We start from the raw sequence: 20,779 nt of genomic DNA, 5'->3' as shown, positions 1-20,779 counted from the left end.
AGCCTATCGTGAGATTGTGATAGTCAGTAGTCAGTAGTCAGTAGTCAGTATTTGTAATTGAGCTCTTCAGCTGAAAACAGTTCAGGAATTTTGTTTTGCTTAATCTGATAGATCACCCGGTAACTTAATACTGCTTGCACATATTCACGAGTTTCGGTGAAGGGAAGTGACTCGATAAACGCGATAACATCTAATTGACCATCGGACTTTTTAAGCCAACGTTTTACTCTGTGTGGACCTGCGTTATAGGCTGCGGTCGCAAGCACTCGATTATTGTTAAACTGCTTGAGCAGTGAAGAGTAATAGGCACTGCCAAGGGGGATATTTGTATCTGGGTGATACAAGCTTCGTGTTCCTTTGTACTTGAGTTTATACCTCTTTGCTGTCTCTTTTGCTGTTGCTGGCATTAGCTGCATCAGGCCTCGAGCACCAACACCTGAGGTAGCGTAAGGATAAAAAGCGCTCTCTCGTCTGGCGATAGCTCTTATCTCATCGATATCGACCTTATATCGCTTGCTGGCTTTAATAAACTCACTGTCTGCTGCATAGGGAAAACGGATTGTCATATCGTTCCACAACTTCCCTTGAATACTGGCTTGTACGCCCAAAGAGTGCCACTGGTTTTTTAATGCTAACACTGCGTACTCTTTCTGCATGGCTTTGTCATGCCTGCCGAGCATTAGTACCCATTCAGCTCTGGCATCAATATTTTTATCCAGCGCAAGGAGTTCAATCACTCTCGCGAGCCCTTTATCAAGGTTGAGTTCTTGATGATGTGTGGGGTCACTGACAGATAAGGTATCTTGCAACTGATACTCTGAGTCCAATTTATCGGCTGCTGAAAAGCCGTAGAAGTTGCGCTGTTGGCTTAGGTTTTCTAGATTTGCCGGATCAAGATTGCCTTTTCTGTCCGCATCTCTGGCTAGCCAATATTGCCACCTTGATTTAGCCTGTTTTTGCGCACTAAGCTGAGGTAAGTAGCTGCTTATAGCTTGCTGATCATTTTCACGAATGGCCCATCTGAGTCTGAGTTCAACCAGATCATCACTATCTAGCAGAGGCAGCATGGTATCGACAAAGCTCTTTAATCCATCATCTTGACGGATCACGGCTCGTCTAACCAAGTAACGGCTCAGTTTTCTACCCTGATAATCACTGAATCTATCGGCTTTTTGGTAACTGGCGTACAATTTTACTGCTTGCTTTAGATCTTTTCTCGCCAACTTACGCAGGCCAGCATCGACAATATCTGCATAGATCTTTGCCGATGATGAGAAGGTGCGAGTATGGCGTAGACTTCTGGGATCTTTATAGACGCTCAGCAGCCTTTTGGCGGCTTTTTTCTGAGTCGTGATCTTACGTGATAGATAAGTTAATAAGCCATATTGATTCGCATTAAAGCTTAATAACATACGTGACCAGATTAACTCTTGGGTGATCTCGCCAGTCTTTCCCCAGGCTTTAAACAGTGGGTCACACTCTTTAGGCCGTGATTTTCCATATAACCAAAGTGACTTTGCGCCCTTGTATGCAGCTGCTTTATCGCCTTGTGAGAGCTGAGCACGATAGAAATAACATTGTAAGGTAACGCTTTTAGGTGAGGTTGGACTGACGACTAAAAAGTCACTCCAGCGCTTTTGAGCGCCGGCGCGATTGAGGTAGCGGTATCTGGCAGTATTATAAAGAGGGGTATCCTTAAACTGCTTGATGGATTGCTCGGCCTGTTTGCCTTTAAGGGTTAAGATGCTATTGATATCGGCATGAAAATCGAGATAGACATTTAGGGGGTAATCATCGAGTTTTGCCCTTAAACGGGTGTAGGTTTCGGTTTGACGTTTATCTAATGCCTTACGTGCATCAAGGTAAGTTTGCTGCTCCTGGGTAAGTGGTGCGCTGTGAGCTAAATTTATGACCGCTAAACATAAAATCGCAGATTGTAGCGCTGGTAAACGCAACGCATTAGATAAAACCTGCTTGAAAGTGTTAATTAACCGCATCTACATCTTCCTTAAAATATCCATATTCTTTGACGGTCAAGCGAGTGTATTAGTTCAACGGCTTGTCATCTAATTGATAGTCAGATAGGGCTTGGTCTAGCATACGTTGATCAATTTTTTTACTGGTATCAACACCTAGTTGCTGCATCTGATGTGCCTGCTTGATTAAGTTTCCTTTACCGCTGGAAAGCTTATTCATGGCATTTGAGTAGCTTTTTTCGGCTCCCTCAATGGCCCTACCTAACTTTTCCATGTCTTCGATATAGCCACAAAGTTTATCGTATATCTTGCCTGCTTGCTTGGCGATCTGCTGTGCGTTTTGGTTTTGGTATTCATAACGCCAGATATTATTGATTGTTCTCAGTGCTACGAGCAAGTTTGTCGGACTGACGATCATGATATTTTGCTCTAATGCATAGTTAACTAAACTTGGGTCGTGCTCAAGCGCTAGAAGGAATGCAGGCTCTAGAGGAATAAACATGAGTACATAGTCAAGACTGGTTAGTCCGTGGAGCTTTTGGTAATCCTTGTTACTTAAACCTTTTATATGGCCACGAACCGAAATTACATGCTCTTTAAGAGCCTGTTTTCGCACATCTTCCTCATCACTGTTAAAGTAACGCTCGTAGGCGACTAGGGACATTTTGGCATCAATAACCACATCTTTATTTTCAGGCAGATGAACAATCACATCGGGCTTAAAGCGTTTGCCGTCATCGTTTTTAAGGTCGGTTTGCGTATCGTATTCGTGTCCCTCTCGCAGGCCACTCTCCTGTAAAACACGCTCTAAAATGACCTCTCCCCAGTTCCCTTGTTGTTTATTATCGCCTTTTAATGCATTGGTTAGGTTAACGGCATCACGGCTCATCTGCAGATTGAGTGCTTTTAATGACTCAAGTTGGTGGTTAAATGCACTTCGTTGTGATTGTTCATTGGTATAGGATTCGTTGACCTGCTTTCTAAAGCCCTCGAGTTGTTGCTTAAAGGGGGCAAGTACTGAGTCGAGTTGATTTGTGTTTTGATGCTGGAACTTTTCCGAGCGCTCCTCAAATATTTTGTTCGCAAGGTTTTCAAACTGGGTATTTAACCTCACTTCAGCACTTTCTAGCAGCGCGAGTTTATCTTCTAGCGCTTGCTGCTCTGCTTCAAATTTGACCCTAAGGGTTTGCTGCATGGCGTTAGATTTAGATAATGCAAGCTGGGCTTCCATCAGTTTACGCTGATTTTCTTTGAGCTGAAGTTCTAAACCACTGCAGCGCTCAGCATCTGCTTGTGCCTTTCCTAAGGCGGATAATTGCTGTTCAAGCTTGAATTGCAGCTGTTCCTGTTGCTGCTCTTTTTCACACAAAATGGATTCTTTATGTTGTAGGTCTTGCTGATACTGCTCTATCTCCTGTTGATGGATATTGTTCAGGTGTTCTTTAGATAGCTCCCAGCGGCGTCGGGTCAGCTTTTGGTTTAATAGCGCACCAATTAAAAGTGAGAGGAAAGCGATTGCGATAAGTGCGGCAATTTGGGGAGCTGTAAGAGTAATATCTATGGGCATGGAAAGATGGCCTTGGTCAGAAAGAGGGTTAAGATTCGCATTTCGGCACAGCTTCTTCAAGTCGGATGAGCGTAAATGAATAACTCTTAATCGTATGTTGTTATTGTGTTATGTAAAGGAGCTGTTTATTACTAATAAATGAGTGTTGTTGGGAGCTATAATTAAAGGCAGGATAGTTTCTGCAATACTTGAGTTATTAGTTTAAGCGTCAACTAATTTGAAATTGATTTGTTGTTCAAACGGTCTTTTCATAAAAACTAGAAGGGGTATTCAATGCATTTTATAAAAAGACCATCTTGGGACACAGTTAAGAGTTCAGATATCACCCCTGAATCTGTGTTTAATGATAGACGAAATATAATCAAAGCCTTAGGTTTGGGGGCTATAGGAGCGAGTATTCCTGGGCAGGTGCAGGCTGGTATTTTTGACCTGTTCGGTAAGAGCCAACCCAGTACACCTTTTATTACTAGCCCGTTGGCATTTACTGTCAATAAAGGTTTTGAGTCGAGTGAGGCTAAAACCCCATTTTCAAAGGTTTCGACCCATAATAACTTTTACGAATTTGGTACGAGTAAGTCTGATCCCGTGGAAAATGCACAGGGGTTTAAGGTGGATCCTTGGTCTCTGGTGATCGATGGCGAGGTTGATAACCCCATAACATTAGGCTTTGAAGATCTCACCAAGATGATGGCGCTGGAAGAACGCACTTACCGTTTACGCTGTGTCGAGGCCTGGTCTATGGTTGTTCCTTGGGTGGGTTTTCCTTTGGCTGCATTGCTAAAAAAAGCGGGAGTTAACAGCAGAGCAAAATATGTTGCTTTTGAGACTCTGTTTGATCCGGATCAGATGCCTGGACAGAAAAGCCGTTTAATGGGAGGGGGGATCCATTATCCCTATGTTGAAGGTTTAACCTTAGCTGAAGCGATGAATGATCTATCTTTCTTAGCAGTCGGTTTATATGGAAAAAGCTTACCACCTCAAAATGGGGCGCCCATTAGATTAGTGGTTCCTTGGAAATATGGCTTTAAAAGCATTAAATCTTTAGTTCGGATCCGAGTCATGGATAAGCGTCCACCAACAAGTTGGAATCAACTTGCTCCACAAGAGTATGGTTTTTATGCCAATGTTAATCCCGATGTTGATCATCCGCGTTGGTCTCAAGCAACTGAAAGACGAATTGGTGAAGGAGGTTTATTCTCTGCAACACGAATTAAAACTCGTCCATTTAATGGTTATCAAGAACAGGTCGCAGATCTTTATCGAGATTTAGATTTAAGAAGAAACTATTAATACTCACTTAGCTTGCTTTGTCGCTCAAAGCAAGCTTCTCCTCGTTTTGGAGTGATAAATGCGCTTAACAATGAAGCATCTATTTTGGTTAAAGCTGGCTATTCACCTATTGGCCATTTTACCTGTCGCTTATTTAATCCTATTAATTCTCACGGATAAAGCGGGTGGTGATCCTGTTCAATATATCATCCACTATACAGGCATAGGAGCGTTAAATACTTTAGTTATACTTTTATGTATCTCACCAATAGCACGAAAGTTTAAGCAAGGTGTCTTGATCCAGACTCGTCGAGTCATTGGACTTTATGTATTTGCTTATGCAAATTTGCACATTTTTGCATTTATTAGTTTAGATCTATTATTTGCATGGTCATTACTATTTGAAGAGGTAGTAAAAAGGCCATATATATTAGTCGGGGCAATTTCATATATTATTTTGTTTTTATTATCTATTACTTCGTTTAAAGCTTTGAGACGGAAGATGGGAAAACGTTGGCAGCAGTTACATAACCTTGTATACCTTTTGGCAATGCTTGTTCCAATTCATTTTTACTGGTCTGTAAAATCTGAAGTGATAGAGCCTGGGATCTATATTGTTCTGACTAGCTTACTGCTTTTGATAAGGTCGCCACTCCCTAAACAATTTTCAGTATTTTGTTTGCGATTAAAAAATAAACTAGGTAGTTTTACCTCAAGCTAATTGAGATTTGAAACTCTTATTTTAATCATTAGCTCTTTTTGCTGGCTTGAGGATATTTTAAGAAATCGTGCTTATTGGAAGTGAAGTTTCTCTGTTCAGTAAAAATGACTATTGTAGGCTAATTTAAACAGTAAGTTGTTTTGACAAATAGCGAATTTTGCCCATCATTAATGTAGGGTTATTAACAAGCAATCAGAGCTGAAGGTTGAACTATGGATTCGATTAATCAACTGTTTAGAAAGATAAAAATATCTAAGCGTCTTTTATTGATGCTAGTCTTGTCTATCGTAGCGACCTTGTTAATGTTTCTATTTGCGTTGAATAATATCGATAACTTGTTGTTTAAAGAGAAAGAGGGCAAGTTAAGTTCATTGGCGGATGTGGGCGTAAAGGTCGTTGAGAGGTATTATCAAAGTGCTCAAAATGGTCTTATGACGGAAAGTGAAGCGAAGGAGGCGGCAATCATCGCTTTAGATGCATTGCGCTATGCGGGTAAAGAGTATTACTGGACAATAGATACTCAAGGGATCATGGTTCAGCATGCATTTGCTAAAAAGCTTGTGGGAACAAATGTGCTGGGTATGAAAGATCCCAATGGAGTTCAACTCTTTCAGTTAATGGTCACGGGGACTGAGCAGAGTGAGTCTACCCGAGTTGAGTATATGTGGAATCGTCCCGATGCCACCGAGCCAAGTCCGAAAATGAGCGTTGTCAAAAGATTCAAACCTTGGGGCTGGATTGTTGGGACTGGAATATATGTTGATGATATAAAAGCACAGCAAGCCATTTTTGCCTGGCAATATCTGTTAATTGGAGCCTTGGTTTGGTTACCAGTTATCTTAATTCTACTGATTATCTCCCAAAGTATCTCCAAACCTTTAAGACAGACGATTTTAGCGCTGGAAAATATCTCTAAGGGCGAGGGGGATTTGACCTTAAGGTTAGAGGAGTCAGGTAATGATGAGCTTAAAGAGGTAGCAACAAACTTTAATGTGTTCGTGATTAAGATACAGGCTGTTGTTGAGTCTGTTTTGAGCTCCGTGACCCATAGTCAGCAGTTAGCTTCTGGACTTTCTACCATATCTAGCGAAGCCAATACGGTGACGGCAAATATGCAGACAGAAACTGAAAGTGTTGCGACAGCAATCAATGAGATGTCAATGGTTGCGACAGAGGTAGCGTTGAATGCAAAAAATGCGGCTGAAAGTGCATCGGGCGCCGACGCGGAAGCCAATAAGACTACTATGGTGGTCGATAGTGCAGTAAATAAAATAAACGAGTTGTCCAAAGAGTTAGAGGTGACCTCCAGTGGTGCTGAAGGGCTGAGAGTCAGCTCAGGAAAAATAGGTCAAATCCTTGATGTCATAGTTGGGATAGCAGAGCAGACTAACCTACTTGCACTAAATGCGGCGATTGAGGCTGCAAGAGCTGGTGAGGCTGGGCGTGGTTTTGCTGTTGTTGCCGATGAAGTTAGAAGTTTAGCCAGTAAGACACAGGAATCAACTCAAGAGATTAATGGCATTATTGATGCGATACGTGAGGCCATTATCTGTGTTAATGATTCTGTGGACAGGGCTAAAAACTGTTCAAGTCAAACGGTTGATGAGACTAAGCAGGTTGTTGACGCACTGGAGATGATTAAAGCCTCTATTGGACAAATATCAGATATGAATGTGCAGATAGCTACCGCAACTGAAGAGCAAAGCTCAGTGATTGCAGAGCTCAACATGAATGTTACACGTATCAATGATATTTCATTAGACAATCAACACAAGAGTGTTCAAATTGGGCAAACCAGCGAGCAGATATTGCAAGGTTCTTCCGAATTGAATGGGTTAGTTTCAAACTTTAAAGTCTAAATTGAGATTTTAAATGATGTGAACACTAAGTGAAGACTCAAAAATTTAGCGTACTTGGTTTGTTTGCTCTTGCATTATTTGTAAGACTTCATCATAAGAGATATTAAACTGTCTAGATAAGTTAATAACTTTAGTTTTGTAAGTTTGAATATTCTCTTGTTGTGCAATTAAGTGCTTCTTCTTAGCAACAAGTTCATTAACGGTTTCTTGTAATATTAATAAACGTCGAAGGTTATAATCTAGCGACTCAATATATTTGCTCATCTGTTGTTTATTACGAGCTTGAGTTAGATCACTGGACTGCTTCTTGTCATATCCATACTCATCTAATGCTGCTATTGCACTTTGTAAATCAAAATTGTTATTCATTATTAATCACTTTTTAATGAGATGTTACGGTTTGTTCAAAGGCCTGAATCGACCAATGTATGATTATAGACTTTTAAGCAAGCTACTTAAAGAGGTTCATATTGTTATTGGTAAATAAATTTGTATTAAAGCATGTCAACCAAGAAGATCTTTCTTTTTGTTGTATGATGGAGTGAAGAGCAAGTTTGTTAAATGGATTTAGGAGATTAATATGTACGACCTTTTACCCGATCTTTATGATAATTATCCAAATGAACTTTCATTATTATCTATTAACTTTAAACAGTATGGGGAGAGGAAAATATTCTGGGGGGAGATTGCCACAGTCAAATGTTTTGAAGACAACTCGAAAGTAAAGCAGATCCTAAGTACGGATGGTAAGGGGAAAGTGCTATTTGTTGATGGTGGTGCTTCACTTAATAGAGCTTTACTTGGTGACATGATTGCCATGAATGCTGTTGAAAATGGCTGGGAGGGGATTATCATTAACGGGTGTGTGAGAGATGTGGGTGTTTTGAGTCAATTAGATATTGGTATCAAAGCCTTGGGAGCTAACCCTATTAAGACTGAGAAACTGGATGTTGGAGAGATAAACCCCGAACTTAATGTCTCAAACATTATAATTGTGCCAGGTATGATGGTATATTCAGATGATAATGGTGTGGCTATTTCGGATGAGAAGCTCGATCTATCAGTCATACTTTAATCAAGTAATTAATTCAGACGGAACCTGTTATGAAAATTTTGAAATGGTTTTTTATCGTGTTTTTGCTCCTTTTTACCTCTCTTATTGCGTATCTAACGCTTATTTTCGATCCAAACGATTTTAAACCTGAATTGGTCGACGCTGTAAAAGAGAAGACTGGGCGTGATCTGGTTATTGAAAATGATCTTAGTTGGACTTTTTTCCCCTCTATAGGGATTGAGTTATCTCAGATATCACTTTCAAACCCAACTGGCTTTGATGCTGCCTCGATGTTGAAAGTGAATAATGTGGTGGCTGAAGTCGCGTTAATGCCACTATTTAGTAAAGAGGTTGAGATTGCCCAATTAAATCTTGATGGCCTAACGGTCAATCTAGAGACTCGCAAAGATGGACAAACGAGTTTTGACGGCTTAGATGGTGGTGCCTCCCAAACTAAAGCGGCAGACACAGATACAAAAGCTGGTGGAGCTCAACTTGCTAGCTTGGATATTGGTGGTATTGCAATTACCAACACGACAATCACAATGACTGATGCGATTGCGGGAACTGAGCAAGTTTTCACCATGGATAAACTAACATTAGGTGAATTTAGTTTAGGTAAATTTGCGCCACTTGCCTATGAGTTAACAGCTGAACTACCTGATATGACTTTGACCAGCCAAGGTGAGGGAATGATTAAGATTGCTCCGTCGATGCAGGCTGTTGAATTAAAAGATCTGAAAATTGAGAGCTCAGTTATAGGCGAGGGGATCCCTAATCAAAAACTAGATACTCAGTTACTTGCACAGATCCAACTACTCTTGGATAAGAAATTACTTGAAGTGAGCCTAGATGAACTTGCAGTGGCAGATATTAAAGGCTCTGGTGAGGTGAAAGTCGCTTATGGTAGTAAAGTGCCTAATATACATGGTCAATTGGATCTTGGTGATATCAATTTAGACACTTTTATGCCAGCTGATAAAGCGACTGAAGAGAAATCGAACTCACCGCAAGCTAGCTCAAATAAGGAGCCTGATCTCTCTGCGCTTAAGTTAGTCAACTTTGATCTCGCTATGACGGTAAAGTCGATAAAAGCGGCCAATATGCTGACGAGTAACTGGGTGATGAAGACTAAGCTAAACAATGGTGTTTTGAACATGAGCCAGTTAACTGCCGACCTTTATCAAGGTAAGTTATCAGCAAGTGCACAGCTCGATGGACGTCAAAAAATAGCTAGCTATAGCTTCGATAAATCTGTGAAAGGCGTGCAAATTCTTGATTTAATGAAAGATGCTGCTGAAATTGATCTTATAGCTGGTACCGCTAACTTTAATGTTAAAGGTAAAGGGAGAAGTTTAGTTGTTGATAATATAAAGAAAAACTTAGCCGCGAACGGTAAGTTTGAGATTGCTGATGGTGCACTTTATGGGGTCAATATTCCTCAGATGATCCGCGATGCTAAGGCGAAACTCAGTGGCGATCTTTCCAGTTCAGCGACTGCGGAACAAAAAACCGACTTTACTAGTTTAACTGGTTCATTCAACGTAGTTAATGGCGTCGTCTCTAATCCTGATCTATTGATGGCTTCTCCCCTCATACGACTTGCAGGCGCTGGAACCGCGAATATTGTCAGTGAGGCATTAGATTACTCTCTAACTACCTCTGTTGTTGGCTCGCTTGAAGGGCAAGGAGGAGGCGATCGCGATGCGCTTCATGGTATAGAGATACCATTTGCTATCACTGGTACATTCTCTGAGCCTAAATTTGCATTAGACACTGAAGCTTTGTTTGATGCTAAGTTGAAGCAGGAGACCGATAAGGTCAAAGATAAAGTGAAAGACAGTATCTTGAAGAAGTTAGGGGGCTTTTAATGAATAATCATATGTTGTTAGCATCCCTTGCTATTGTTAGTTTGACCGCTTGTTCTCAAAGTAATCTTGATAATAAGCTGGATTCGGTTGCTAAAACTCAGCCTGTGGAGGCTGATATGCCTAAAGAGCAAAAGGTTAAGGTTGTTGTTTTAGCAAAAGATGACGTGGATATTACAAAGTTACAAAAACAACACGCGGAGGGGAAGATGACCAAAGGCCTCTTAACTGGCGAACTTGATGCTACTCTCGATAATGGCTTATTGGTTTCACTTAAGATACTTAATAATCAACCTTATGGTGTGCCAATTCAATATCGCTCAGGGATGACAGCAGATCTGCAACTTCTAGATCCTATGGGAGACAAAGTTTGGGCATGGTCGAATGAGATGATGTTTACTCAAGCCATTAGAGATACCGTGATCCCATCTGGGAAAGAGATGACGGTTAAATTTAAGATCCCCCAAACCGTGATGAGTCAGCTAAAGGGGAAAGGCTATACCATTAAGGCCATCTATGCGGGCCAGGCGATAGAGTCAAAAGAGTTGGCGATGGGCGATATTAGCTTGTCACTTAACGACATTTTGAATTAAGTTATCGGCATAAAAAAGCCAGTGTTTGTCATTGACATCCACTGGCTTTTTTTCGTTCTAAAATAGGTATTAGGCTCGAACTTTACTCATATCGACAAAGAGTTTGAGTTTCTGACCTGGCTGGATATATTTGCTTTTTTCTAGTGCATTCCAACGAACAAGATCGTTCACACTCACCTTAAACTTAGTCGCAATACGAGCTAAGGAATCACCGTTTCTTACTGTGTAGTTAACAGTGCGGGTGATTGAGGAGGTTTTCTGTTTTCCACCAGTCCAGATAGTCAGTTTTTTACCAATTCTCAATCCATCTTTTGGAGCCATATTGTTCCAGCTTGTCAGCTGAGATACTGACACTTTATGTGCCTTGGCTATTTTCCAAAATGAATCACCTGCTTGGACGGTATAGCTAACTTTATTGCCAGATTTTCCTTTTTGCTTAGCCAGTAACCTTTGGTTTGCCGAATAAGCGTACTGCTCAGGTGATTTAGCGGCTACAGGGATCAGCAGATGCTTACCTATAACAATAGTATTGCCCTTTATATCATTAACCGCTCGTAGAGCTGGGACTGTAGTGTGGTATCTTTTCGCTATCACGCCTAAACTGTCACCGGATTTTATTTGATACCTTTCCCAGTTTAATCGCTCATCTGGATTTGTTTCAGCCAATGCAAGGTTAAACTCTTTTGCTTTATCGACTGGAAGCACAAGCTTATGTGGTCCATCAGGGGCTGTTGCCCATTGATTATAGCCAGGGTTAAGCTTATGCAGTTCAGAGGTGGTCATACCGGCCATCCCTGCAGCTAATGCGAGATCTATCTGACCACCAATATCCACAACTTGGATCTGAGGTTGGTTTTTAATTGGCATAAGTTTAATGCCATATTTATCTGCATTTTTTATGACCTCTGCCAAAGCCAACATTTGAGGTACATAACGCTCCGTCTCTCTTGGCAGGTCCAAAGACCAGAAGTCAGTGGCTTTACCCTGTCTTTTATTGCGCTTGACGGCATTGAGAACGCGGCCCTCTCCTGTGTTATAGGCAGCGGTTGCGTAGAGCCAATTACCGTGTGTTTTTTTATAGAGGTATTCGAGCATATCCAAAGCTGCAATGGTGGCAGCGGGCACATCACGGCGTCCGTCATACCACCAGTTCATCTCTAGTCCGAAATGTTTGGCCATAGGGGCGGTAAATTGCCATAAACCCGAAGCTGCACCATGGGAGTATGCAAAGGGGTCAAAGGCGCTCTCGACAATTGGAAGTAAGGCTAACTCAATGGGTAGATCCCGTTTCTCTATCTCTTCAACAATGAGATAAAGAAAGGGCTCGGCTCTTTGTGATACCCGCTCTAGGTGCTGTGGGTGTTTGATATACCAATCGCGATATTGATTAACCAGCTTTTGATCGGGAACAGGAAGGCTTAGTCCTAAACGTATCCGTTGCCAAACATCGCTGATCTCGATGGCCTCCTCAATCGGTGCTTTTTCGATAGCTGGGGGCAATAATGCAGCTTGTTGAACCAGTGGCTGAGCTTGTTCTGTGGTGTCTCTTGTCGTTTGATTGAAAGACTGACAACCAGATAGCAGGGCAATTCCCCCCGCTATTACAAATACTTGTATGCGCATTTAACAATTAATTCCTCAATGTAGTCCCTCTACTTTTTGGTGTATAGCTGAAAAAGGGGACTTATTAGCGCATTATTGTAATTTATTTCTTAAGCCTTGTCTTTCCATTGCCTAAGAAGCCCAAAAGTTGTAACAGTATCAACAGGTTTTTGATTGAAATGTTGATTAACTGCATTAACAATTTCATGGATGTGACAACGTAAAAAAGGGTTTATCTCTTTTTCGGTTTTAATCGTTGAGGGTAAGGTTATCTTTTTGTTAGCTCGTAAAGTTTGGCAATCTTGATAGTAGTGCGCTAATTGGCTGTTATTGGGCTCGACCCGAATAGCAAACTTAAGGTTTGATAAGGTGTATTCATGGGCACAGTATACGCGAGTGTGTTGTTCTAGCGATGCCAGCAACTCTAGGGAGTGGTGTAGCTGACTTGCTGTTCCTTCAAATAAACGACCACATCCTCCACTAAATAGCGTATCACCACAAAACAGTTCATCTTGAATGTGGTAGGCAATATGCCCAAGGGTGTGACCGGGTAATTGATAAACCCTTGCGGTTAACTCTAATGCTTGCAGCTTGATATGGGGTTGAGTCGAAATGGGATTATTAATATCTGCAATGTTCTCACTCGATGGTCCGTATATTTCAAGGTCAGTTGCACTGTACTCTATCAGTGACTTAATGCCGCCTGTATGATCACTATGGTGATGTGTTATCAATATTCCTGCTAGTGTGAGCTGGTTCGTTTCAAGGTAATGTATAACAACATTAGCATCACCGGGATCGACCACATAAACCAAAGGTGAGCTAGATTTAGAGATAACCCATATGTAGTTATCATTAAATGCTTGAATGGGGGTGATGGTTAAATCAGTTTCACTAGGCATATCTATTTCCAATTAAAATTCCATCCGAAGAGGAGAGTGTTGTGATAACGTATCTAAATTAAGTGATAGATTATCATATTACTTTTTAACGTTATGACTTGTTTAGCGCTGCTTCAAATTAATGTCTCGAAATGGCTGTTAAAATACAGTTCAAGCAAGGTGTGAGACATTACAAACTTGAGTAATATGAATCTTGTTATCATATGTTAATTTGCTAGGGAGTAAGCTGTGCCGGACAATGCTCAACCTTTATCGCCGCAACTGTGGTCACAACTTCCCAGTGGTGATCAGATTAAAAGCCTAATAGAGCACATATTGACGCCTTGGTGGCCTAAGGTGTTTGGTTATCATATGCTTAATCTTGGGGCGCTCAGTGCAGAACTCGATATGCCTGACCTGCCTATTGGCCGCCGCTTTTCGTTGTTCGATGGTAAGGGAGCCTCGATTCGCGCAGAGTTTACTGCGTTACCCATCCAAAATAGTGTGATCGATGCAGTCGTGATGAATATGCTTTTGGAGTTTGAACCCGATCCCTATAAGCTACTTCGTGAAACAGACAGGGTACTGATATCTGGTGGCTATCTTTTTATCATAGGTTTTAACCCTTTAAGTCCTGCATTTATTGGTAAATTACTGCCTAAATATCAGCAACAACAACCTTGGAATGGCCGCTTTTTTATGCCCTCTAGGGTAAAGGATTGGTTGGGGTTATTAGGCTATCAGGTGATATCTGATGAGCGTTTTCTCTATCACCATCTGCTAAGTGATATTAAGAGTGAGAGTATATGGCAAGATGCATTACAAGCTTGGCTTCCAAGTAGTGGCAGCTTGTACTTGATTGTGGCGAGAAAACTTGAGTCGCCTTTGACCCCTATTCATGAAAAAAGGAAAGTGAGACAAACTCAATGGACTACGGCGCCCACAGCGGGTCGAAGCGAACACTTTAATCAAAAACATAAAACTGATAACTCCTAACTCAAGTGTTTGGAGTCTCGATTAATTTTCACATCATAGATCTAACATCATGCGAATTACATTGAAACAGCTGACTATTTTCGAGGCGGTAGCCCGAAGTGGTCAGGTAGCTAGAGCGGCTGAAATGGTTAATCTATCAGCACCAGCAACCTCGATGGCACTGGCTGAATTGGAAAAACAGCTTGATGCCCGTCTATTTGAAAGAGTGGGCAATCGATTAAGTTTGAACTCACAGGGGAGTTTACTGCTGCCTTTAGCAACAGAAGCTTTGCAGAAGTTTGATCAGATAGAACACCTTTTTTCATCTCCCGAAGCGGAGTACAGCGGCACGCTCAATGTCAGTGCCAGCTCCACCATTGGTAACTTTATGTTAGCGAAAAGTGCCGTGGCCTTTTGTCAGCAATATACTCAGGCGCAAGTGGATCTTGATATTGATAATACTCAAGCTGTGATTAAATCTGTCTTAGAGTTCAGAAGTGAGATAGGTTTTATTGAAGGTCAATGTTTAGATAGTCGTATTAAAGTTGAGGCTTGGCATAAAGACCGTTTGCTCGTTTTTTGTCATCCAGCTCATCCTCTAGCAGGTCAACATGTCACCCCGCAGGCACTAAGAGGGCAACCATGGGTGATGCGAGAGGAGGGCTCTGGTACCCGAGATTACTTTATTAATGCTGCAAATGCGTTAGATATGCAGCCGGTGGAGAAGTTTGTTTTTAGAACACCTGATGCAATCAAGCAAGCGGTAAAACAGGGAGCAGGCTTAGCGGTATTATCTGAGCTGACCTTAGAGAAAGAGGTCAGCCGTAAAGAGTTAGCGATAATAGAGGTTGAAGGGCTCTTTTTGGAGCGGCAGTTTTATCGTATTCACCATAAAAGCCGTAAGTCGACACCACTTTGTGATCGGTTTGTCGGCTTCTGTACAACGCTGTTAAATGTGGAACCGGTTTAGCTACTTGAGACGGAGGGCTGGTAGCCCAGATCTTCCTGTGTAGGCTTAGCTTCTGCGGCGACTCTAGCTAAGGTATCGCAGCGCTCGTTTTCAACATGACCAGCGTGGCCTTTTACCCAGTGCCAGTCAATCTCATGGGACTGAGTTGCTGCATCTAAGCGTTTCCACAGGTCGACATTTTTTACTGGTTGTTTGGTGGAGGTTATCCAGTTTTTCTTTTTCCAACCGTGGATCCATTGAGTGATCCCTTGGCGCATATACTGACTATCGCTGGTGAGTATAATTTTACAGGGTACTTTTAGGGCTTCTAATGCAATAATAGGGGCGAGTAACTCCATACGATTGTTGGTCGTTAATGCAAAACCATCGGAAAGCTCTTTAGTGTGTGCCTTGTATTTCATTACGACGCCATAACCGCCAGGTCCTGGGTTTCCCAAACAGGAACCATCGGTAAAGATAGAGAGTTGTTTCAGTACAGACATCAAGTTGTTACCATAGTCAAATCATTGGGCGAGTATACCCAAAAACATATGAAGTGCTATTAATCTTATGAATATCGTATCAAGTTCAAAACGCCAGATCATTCTCGATACCGAAACCACAGGTATGAACCAAGGAGCCGGTGCCATCTTTTTGGGACACCGCATCATTGAGATTGGTTGTGTCGAGGTGATTAATCGACGCCTTACTGGGCGTCATTATCATGAATATATTAACCCTCAGCAGATCATTGATGAAGAAGCGATAGAGGTCCACGGTATTACCAACGAATTTGTTGCCCATAAGCCAAAGTTCGCCGAGGTAGCCCAAAGTTTTATCGAATTTATTGATGGTGCAGAGATTGTGGCTCATAACGCTAACTTCGATGTTAGCTTTATGGATCATGAGTTCTCTCTTCTTCAACCTGTTGGGCCTAAGACTGCCGACATCTGCCCCATTCTGGATACCCTGGAGATCGCTAAGTTTCTGCATCCCGGTCAGAAAAATAACCTAGATGCTCTGTGTAAGCGTTATGGCATTGACAATTCACGTCGTGATCTTCACGGCGCTTTACTCGATGCGGAGATATTAGCTGACGTTTACCTGATGATGACAGGTGGGCAAACCAAGTTTAATCTTTCAAGTGAGAAAGAGGGGAGTGAAAGTGGTGGGATCAGGCGTTTAAGTCAAAGTCGTAATAAACTTAAAGTGATCACGGCTACGGCCGATGAATTAGCTATGCATGAAGAAAGATTAAATTTGGTTGCAAAATCAGGACAATGTATTTGGCGAGGATAGACGTCACTTTATGACATTTCTAAGATTCCGGGAGCTTATACTCGGGTTAATTGCTGTCGTTTGCTTACAATCTAGCGCTATTGTATCGGCTGATATAGTGCCTTCTGAGCGTGCAAGTGAATTAAGAAATCGCTTTCGTATCGATCATATGGTCGACAGCATGACATTAATTGTACAACGCCAGTTTGGTAGCGGCCCTGTTGTCATCGTCTTGCCCGATGGCAGTAAGTGGTACGCCGAACGTCACCCTGAAAATGTACAGTGGGCAGAGGGGCTAAGCGGTGACATTATCACCATTAAAAACCCTCTTCCAGGTCCTTGGCAGTTAATTGGACGTGTGGTCAAAGGTTCAAGTATTAAGAAAGTCTCAGAGTTAAATATCTGGGTAGAGGAGTTTCCACAGCCTCTTTTTCAAGGGGAGCGTCTAAAGGTTACTTCACACCTTCTTGCTGACAGTAAAATGCTTAGGATGCCAGGTTTAGACTATTTGGTTAACTGGACCGTTAGGTTTAGCAGTGCTCAGCAGGCAGGTGAAGAGAATTTTGCTGCGGGTACCCGAGTTGTTGGCTCATATAAAGATAATGGTGAAGATCTGGATGAACGTCCAGATGACGGTACTTTTACTGGAGACATCACCTTTAATCAACCTTGGGGAAGTTATTATTTAGAGGTGATAGCCAAGAATAATGTGTTTAGTCGAGAGGCGAGCTATGAGTTTGAACTATCTCCATCTCCTGTCGATATAGAAGTTATTGAACCTGCCGAACCTTTAAAAGAGCGTTGGAAGTTACTTATTGAGGCTGACTCTGAGCAACTTCAACTCAGTGAAACTCATCTCGATCTTGAGTTAGTTGGGCCAGCTGGTCTGCAGTTACCACTGATTATCAATGGGCTTACCGAAAGTGAAACTGAGCTTATCCTACCGGAAGTGACTGATTATGGTAGTTACCGGATTAAAGGCAGCGCAGTGAGTACAACGGTATCGGGGAGGGAGGTTGTGCTTGCTTTACCTGAGCGCTTTTTTAATTTGATAGAGCCGCCTAAGCCACCTCCTACAGCTGAAGAGTTGGCTGCAGTGGCTGCGAAAAAAGCAGCTATTGAGGAGGAGAAGGCAAAAGATCAAGCGATATTCTGGATCATTACCGTCAATGTCTGTTTGTTAATCTTTGGCAGTTTAGCTCTGTTAATCTGGCGCAAACGCCGAAACTTAAAAGAGGCACTTGCTGCGACTCAGCTTCGTTTAGACCAAGAGAAAGAGAAGGAGCAAGATGTCAGTACTGCTTTAGATGAGATAGATCTGACAATGCCAGAAGATCCGCCTAATTAACGGACTGTCATCTTCTAGTGGCTTAGTCAGCACAGGTTGATTTTTCATGAATAAAAGCAGCAATTTCCTTCCGGTTGCTGCTTTTTTGACTGAACAGTAATAAGGCGAAAAATTTCTGTTGACGGGAGCTGCTCTCATCCGTATGATTCTTCGCAACTTGATGTGGAGCGGTAGTTCAGTTGGTTAGAATACCGGCCTGTCACGCCGGGGGTCGCGGGTTCGAGTCCCGTCCGCTCCGCCAATCAAGTTACTAAATTTAGTTTAATTGTTAGTGACATAACCATTAAACAGCTGTAAAGCGATAAGTTTAGGAGCCGTAGTCAGTTGGTTAGGGCTATTTGCAAAGAAGGGCGGCCTGTCATGCCCTTGGTCGCGGGTTCGAGTCCCGTTACTAGAGATAAAAACAGAAGATTTTGGAGCGGTAGTTCAGTTGGTTAGAATACCGGCCTGTCACGCCGGGGGTCGCGGGTTCGAGTCCCGTCCGCTCCGCCAGCATAAAGATGAAAGCCTCTACAGCAATGTAGAGGCTTTTTTCGTTTCTGTGTCTTGTCCTGAAATGTGTTTACACATTTAGGACTTTATTATGACAACTCAAATCCCCACTCGCGTTAAGCGAACACAATGAAGCCCTTGTCGAAAGATGAGGGCTTTTTTGTCTTAGTAAGTCATAATATTTTTAGCTTTTAATTTGTGGAAAAGCCATATTTCTCAGTATCTTTGAGTTAATATATGCTTTTAATTAGATTAATATGCTAAGTATGTCATTATTTGTCATCAAATGCTTGAGGTGATGCGAACTACGGAATACGCCATAGTGGCATATACTCAAAACTGCAGTTAGACATTGAGAAATATTAAGGACAATTTTATGGTTGAGCAGATCACTGCGATGCTAGGTTTATTGGGCGTTTTATCTTTGCTGTGTCAATGGATTGGTTGGAAATTAAGACTCCCTGCAATTCTTCCTCTTTTGCTATGTGGTCTCATTATTGGACCCGGTTTTGGCTTTCTTAAACCCGATGAGATATTCGGGGATCTTCTGTTTCCTATAATCTCATTAGGTGTGGCGGTGATTCTATTTGAGGGAGCATTAACGCTTAATTTTAAAGAGATAAAAGATCATGGTCGTATGGTGACTAATCTTGTCTCCATCGGAACCTTGATCACTTGGGCATGTATCGGTGTTGCCACCCATCTTCTACTTGGATTTAGCTGGGAAATGGCGATGCTATTCGGTGCTTTGGTGGTGGTGACGGGGCCAACTGTTATCGTTCCTATGTTGCGCAGCATTAAGCCAAAATCTGAACTGGCCAGCATTCTTAGGTGGGAGGGGATAGTTATAGATCCTATCGGTGCGCTGTTAGCCGTACTTGTGTTTGAATATATTGCGGTGGTAGCGGATCCTACGGCACATGTGCTGCACGCGCTTGGTTATATGTTGGGTGTTGGATTGGGTGTTGGTGCTGCCAGTGGCTTCTTTGTTGGCTATATTCTCAGAAATAACCTACTGCCTCACTATCTTAAAAATACCGCTGTGTTAACCATCATGTTAGGGGTTTTTGTTGCGTCAAATTTAGCCCAGGAGGAGTCAGGTCTGTTAACGGTGACTGTGATGGGGATATTTTTGGCTAATATGCGTGATGTGGATATCTCGGATATCATCGAGTTTAAGGAAACCCTCACGGTGTTGCTGATCTCAGCTCTATTCATTCTGTTAGCGGCCCGACTTGATTCTGATGCATTGCTGAGCTTAGGTTGGGAGGGCATTGCAGTGTTAGGGGTTGTGATGTTCATCGCTAGACCTCTGAGTGTCTGGTGTTGCGGAATGAGAACCTCACTAAGCCGTGCTGATAAGTGGTTTTTAAGTTGGATGGCGCCTCGAGGAATTGTTGCGGCGGCGGTTTCATCTTTATTTGCTATTAAGCTTGAAAGCTTAGGTGTTGAAGGTGCTGGATTAATTGTCCCTTTAGTGTTTCTCATCATTATAGGCACTGTGGTAATTCAGAGCTTAACTGCTGGTCCTTGGGCGCGTTTTCTAGAGGTTAATGCTGGTAAGGCTCAAGGTTTATTGATCTTTGGCGCAGCGAGCTTCTCACGTGAGCTGGCGAAAGTGCTTAAGTCTAAAAATGTTACTGTGACTTTGGCAGATAACAACTGGGATAATATTCGTTTGGCAAGAATGGACAATTTGCCAGTCTATTTTGGTAACCCAACCTCAGAACATGCGGCTAACTTTCTCGATATGAAGGGAATAGGTCGATTACTGGTGATCTCCCCCTACCGTCAACTTAACCCACTGGTGAGTTTTCACTATCAAGATCTTTTTGGTAGCAATAAAGTCTATGGTTTGACACACAATGAAGAGGCCAGTGCTCGCCATCGGTTATCTGAGTCTTACCAGAAGAGCCTTTGCTTATTTGGTGAGTCGGTGACTTACGCAAAGCTTGCAAGTTTAATGGCGAAGGGGGCTTTGATAAAGAGCACGAACATCACTGAGAACTTTAGCTTTAAAGACTTTAGAGAGAGATATGGTGAGTGCGCGATGCCTTTGATCTATCTTGAAGAGGGCAAGGTTAAGATATTTACAGCCTCTGATAGTGAACTTAACAGTGGTATAGAGCTGATTAGTTTACTTCCTGTAGAGTCCCAAGAGTTAGCGAAGGCACAAGATGAGAAGATAGAGAAAGAGCGCACTCTTGTTGCTGAGCAGGCAACTTTAGCTAATGAAGATTCTGAGCAGAGTGAGTCTGAAGAGTCGAAGATGATAAGTAAAGAGACGTAGAAGTAACAAGTATAAAAAAGGAGGCGTTAGCCTCCTTTTTTATTAACAACTTAAAAC

17 protein-coding genes and 2 tRNA genes are annotated in these 20,779 nt (G+C 42.2%); 13 read left to right on the top strand and 6 right to left on the bottom strand.

The genetic code is table 11. The features are described from left to right. Positions 1–44: 44 nt before the first annotated feature. Positions 45–1,997, bottom strand: a complete 1,953-nt coding sequence (locus tag SWOO_RS13515; RefSeq protein WP_012325238.1) for a transglycosylase SLT domain-containing protein — start codon at positions 1,995–1,997, stop codon at positions 45–47. A 49-nt stretch (positions 1,998–2,046) separates the two neighbouring features. After that, positions 2,047–3,543, bottom strand: coding sequence for a DNA recombination protein RmuC (rmuC, locus tag SWOO_RS13510; protein WP_012325237.1), 1,497 nt, complete (start codon positions 3,541–3,543; stop codon positions 2,047–2,049). 273 nt (positions 3,544–3,816) lie between these two features. On the opposite strand from rmuC, the gene msrP reads away from it, so the two are divergent. The 3 genes from msrP to SWOO_RS13495 all read left to right on the top strand — a co-directional run bounded on the left by msrP (position 3,817) and on the right by SWOO_RS13495 (position 7,392). After that, positions 3,817–4,833 carry a protein-methionine-sulfoxide reductase catalytic subunit MsrP gene (gene msrP / locus SWOO_RS13505; protein WP_012325236.1) on the top strand — a complete coding sequence of 339 codons (1,017 nt, stop codon included), beginning with the start codon at positions 3,817–3,819 and terminating at the stop codon, positions 4,831–4,833. Between the two features lie 58 nt (positions 4,834–4,891). After that, the gene (gene msrQ / locus SWOO_RS13500; RefSeq protein WP_012325235.1) at positions 4,892–5,533 is read left to right on the top strand and encodes a protein-methionine-sulfoxide reductase heme-binding subunit MsrQ; all 642 of its coding nucleotides are present in this window, start codon (positions 4,892–4,894) and stop codon (positions 5,531–5,533) included. A 212-nt stretch (positions 5,534–5,745) separates the two neighbouring features. After that, a complete protein-coding gene (locus SWOO_RS13495; RefSeq protein WP_012325234.1) occupies positions 5,746–7,392 on the top strand; it encodes a methyl-accepting chemotaxis protein in 1,647 nt (548 codons plus the stop codon). A gap of 45 nt (positions 7,393–7,437) precedes the next feature. Here SWOO_RS13495 and SWOO_RS13490 read toward each other — a convergent pair whose 3' ends face one another. Further along, positions 7,438–7,761, bottom strand: a complete 324-nt coding sequence (locus SWOO_RS13490) for a hypothetical protein (protein WP_012325233.1) — start codon at positions 7,759–7,761, stop codon at positions 7,438–7,440. Positions 7,762–7,972: 211 nt separating this feature from the next. On the opposite strand from SWOO_RS13490, the gene SWOO_RS13485 reads away from it, so the two are divergent. Genes SWOO_RS13485 through SWOO_RS13475 form a run of 3 tightly spaced genes read left to right on the top strand, consistent with a single transcriptional unit; the run spans position 7,973 to position 10,907 of the window. Then, a complete protein-coding gene (locus tag SWOO_RS13485) occupies positions 7,973–8,467 on the top strand; it encodes a putative 4-hydroxy-4-methyl-2-oxoglutarate aldolase (RefSeq protein WP_012325232.1) in 495 nt (164 codons plus the stop codon). A gap of 29 nt (positions 8,468–8,496) precedes the next feature. After that, positions 8,497–10,317 (top strand): AsmA family protein, encoded by a 1,821-nt coding sequence (locus SWOO_RS13480; RefSeq protein WP_012325231.1) that lies wholly within the window; start codon positions 8,497–8,499, stop codon positions 10,315–10,317. After that, positions 10,317–10,907, top strand: coding sequence for a BsuPI-related putative proteinase inhibitor (locus SWOO_RS13475; protein WP_012325230.1), 591 nt, complete (start codon positions 10,317–10,319; stop codon positions 10,905–10,907). The genes SWOO_RS13480 and SWOO_RS13475 overlap by 1 nt, the downstream gene beginning before the upstream one ends. A gap of 69 nt (positions 10,908–10,976) precedes the next feature. Here the strand turns inward: SWOO_RS13475 and SWOO_RS13470 are convergent, their stop codons facing one another. Both SWOO_RS13470 and gloB read right to left on the bottom strand, forming a co-directional pair. Then, complete coding sequence (locus tag SWOO_RS13470; protein WP_012325229.1) at positions 10,977–12,530, bottom strand: LysM peptidoglycan-binding domain-containing protein; 1,554 nt, start codon at positions 12,528–12,530, stop codon at positions 10,977–10,979. An 89-nt stretch (positions 12,531–12,619) separates the two neighbouring features. Continuing rightward, a complete protein-coding gene (gene gloB / locus SWOO_RS13465; protein ID WP_012325228.1) occupies positions 12,620–13,411 on the bottom strand; it encodes a hydroxyacylglutathione hydrolase in 792 nt (263 codons plus the stop codon). A gap of 228 nt (positions 13,412–13,639) precedes the next feature. Here gloB and SWOO_RS13460 point away from each other — a divergent pair, with 228 nt between their 5' ends. Both SWOO_RS13460 and SWOO_RS13455 read left to right on the top strand, forming a co-directional pair. Then, positions 13,640–14,386 (top strand): class I SAM-dependent methyltransferase, encoded by a 747-nt coding sequence (locus SWOO_RS13460; protein WP_012325227.1) that lies wholly within the window; start codon positions 13,640–13,642, stop codon positions 14,384–14,386. A gap of 49 nt (positions 14,387–14,435) precedes the next feature. After that, the gene (locus SWOO_RS13455) at positions 14,436–15,335 is read left to right on the top strand and encodes a LysR substrate-binding domain-containing protein (protein WP_012325226.1); all 900 of its coding nucleotides are present in this window, start codon (positions 14,436–14,438) and stop codon (positions 15,333–15,335) included. Here the strand turns inward: SWOO_RS13455 and rnhA are convergent. Then, on the bottom strand, positions 15,332–15,817 hold the full coding sequence (gene rnhA / locus SWOO_RS13450) for a ribonuclease HI (RefSeq protein WP_012325225.1): 486 nt from the start codon (positions 15,815–15,817) through the stop codon (positions 15,332–15,334). The genes SWOO_RS13455 and rnhA overlap by 4 nt on opposite strands. A 67-nt stretch (positions 15,818–15,884) precedes the next feature. Between rnhA and dnaQ the strand changes: the two genes are divergently transcribed. The 5 genes from dnaQ to SWOO_RS13425 all read left to right on the top strand — a co-directional run bounded on the left by dnaQ (position 15,885) and on the right by SWOO_RS13425 (position 20,722). Continuing rightward, entirely contained in the window at positions 15,885–16,613 is a 729-nt protein-coding gene (gene dnaQ / locus SWOO_RS13445; protein WP_012325224.1) for a DNA polymerase III subunit epsilon, read from the top strand. Between the two features lie 10 nt (positions 16,614–16,623). Beyond that, positions 16,624–17,940 (top strand): TIGR03503 family protein, encoded by a 1,317-nt coding sequence (locus tag SWOO_RS13440; protein ID WP_012325223.1) that lies wholly within the window; start codon positions 16,624–16,626, stop codon positions 17,938–17,940. A gap of 164 nt (positions 17,941–18,104) precedes the next feature. After that, a tRNA-Asp gene (locus tag SWOO_RS13435) sits at positions 18,105–18,181 on the top strand. Between the two features lie 174 nt (positions 18,182–18,355). Beyond that, a tRNA-Asp gene (locus SWOO_RS13430) sits at positions 18,356–18,432 on the top strand. Between the two features lie 376 nt (positions 18,433–18,808). Further along, the gene (locus tag SWOO_RS13425) at positions 18,809–20,722 is read left to right on the top strand and encodes a cation:proton antiporter (protein ID WP_012325222.1); all 1,914 of its coding nucleotides are present in this window, start codon (positions 18,809–18,811) and stop codon (positions 20,720–20,722) included. Positions 20,723–20,779 lie beyond the last annotated feature (57 nt).

The sequence above is a fragment of the Shewanella woodyi ATCC 51908 genome (genome assembly GCF_000019525.1).
Lineage (GTDB): Bacteria > Pseudomonadota > Gammaproteobacteria > Enterobacterales > Shewanellaceae > Shewanella > Shewanella woodyi.
This window is presented reverse-complemented; position numbering and strand designations above follow the sequence as displayed.

Excerpts from the sequence above, each read along its gene's own strand:
- SWOO_RS13515 (WP_012325238.1), bottom strand. The coding sequence starts at position 1,997 with ATGCGGTTAATTAACACTTTCAAGCAGGTTTTATCTAATGCGTTGCGT.
- rmuC (WP_012325237.1), bottom strand. The coding sequence starts at position 3,543 with ATGCCCATAGATATTACTCTTACAGCTCCCCAAATTGCCGCACTTATC.
- msrP (WP_012325236.1), top strand. The coding sequence starts at position 3,817 with ATGCATTTTATAAAAAGACCATCTTGGGACACAGTTAAGAGTTCAGAT.
- msrQ (WP_012325235.1), top strand. The coding sequence starts at position 4,892 with ATGCGCTTAACAATGAAGCATCTATTTTGGTTAAAGCTGGCTATTCAC.
- SWOO_RS13495 (WP_012325234.1), top strand. The coding sequence starts at position 5,746 with ATGGATTCGATTAATCAACTGTTTAGAAAGATAAAAATATCTAAGCGT.
- SWOO_RS13490 (WP_012325233.1), bottom strand. The coding sequence starts at position 7,761 with ATGAATAACAATTTTGATTTACAAAGTGCAATAGCAGCATTAGATGAG.
- SWOO_RS13485 (WP_012325232.1), top strand. The coding sequence starts at position 7,973 with ATGTACGACCTTTTACCCGATCTTTATGATAATTATCCAAATGAACTT.
- SWOO_RS13480 (WP_012325231.1), top strand. The coding sequence starts at position 8,497 with ATGAAAATTTTGAAATGGTTTTTTATCGTGTTTTTGCTCCTTTTTACC.
- SWOO_RS13475 (WP_012325230.1), top strand. The coding sequence starts at position 10,317 with ATGAATAATCATATGTTGTTAGCATCCCTTGCTATTGTTAGTTTGACC.
- SWOO_RS13470 (WP_012325229.1), bottom strand. The coding sequence starts at position 12,530 with ATGCGCATACAAGTATTTGTAATAGCGGGGGGAATTGCCCTGCTATCT.
- gloB (WP_012325228.1), bottom strand. The coding sequence starts at position 13,411 with ATGCCTAGTGAAACTGATTTAACCATCACCCCCATTCAAGCATTTAAT.
- SWOO_RS13455 (WP_012325226.1), top strand. The coding sequence starts at position 14,436 with ATGCGAATTACATTGAAACAGCTGACTATTTTCGAGGCGGTAGCCCGA.
- rnhA (WP_012325225.1), bottom strand. The coding sequence starts at position 15,817 with ATGTCTGTACTGAAACAACTCTCTATCTTTACCGATGGTTCCTGTTTG.
- dnaQ (WP_012325224.1), top strand. The coding sequence starts at position 15,885 with ATGAATATCGTATCAAGTTCAAAACGCCAGATCATTCTCGATACCGAA.
- SWOO_RS13440 (WP_012325223.1), top strand. The coding sequence starts at position 16,624 with ATGACATTTCTAAGATTCCGGGAGCTTATACTCGGGTTAATTGCTGTC.
- SWOO_RS13425 (WP_012325222.1), top strand. The coding sequence starts at position 18,809 with ATGGTTGAGCAGATCACTGCGATGCTAGGTTTATTGGGCGTTTTATCT.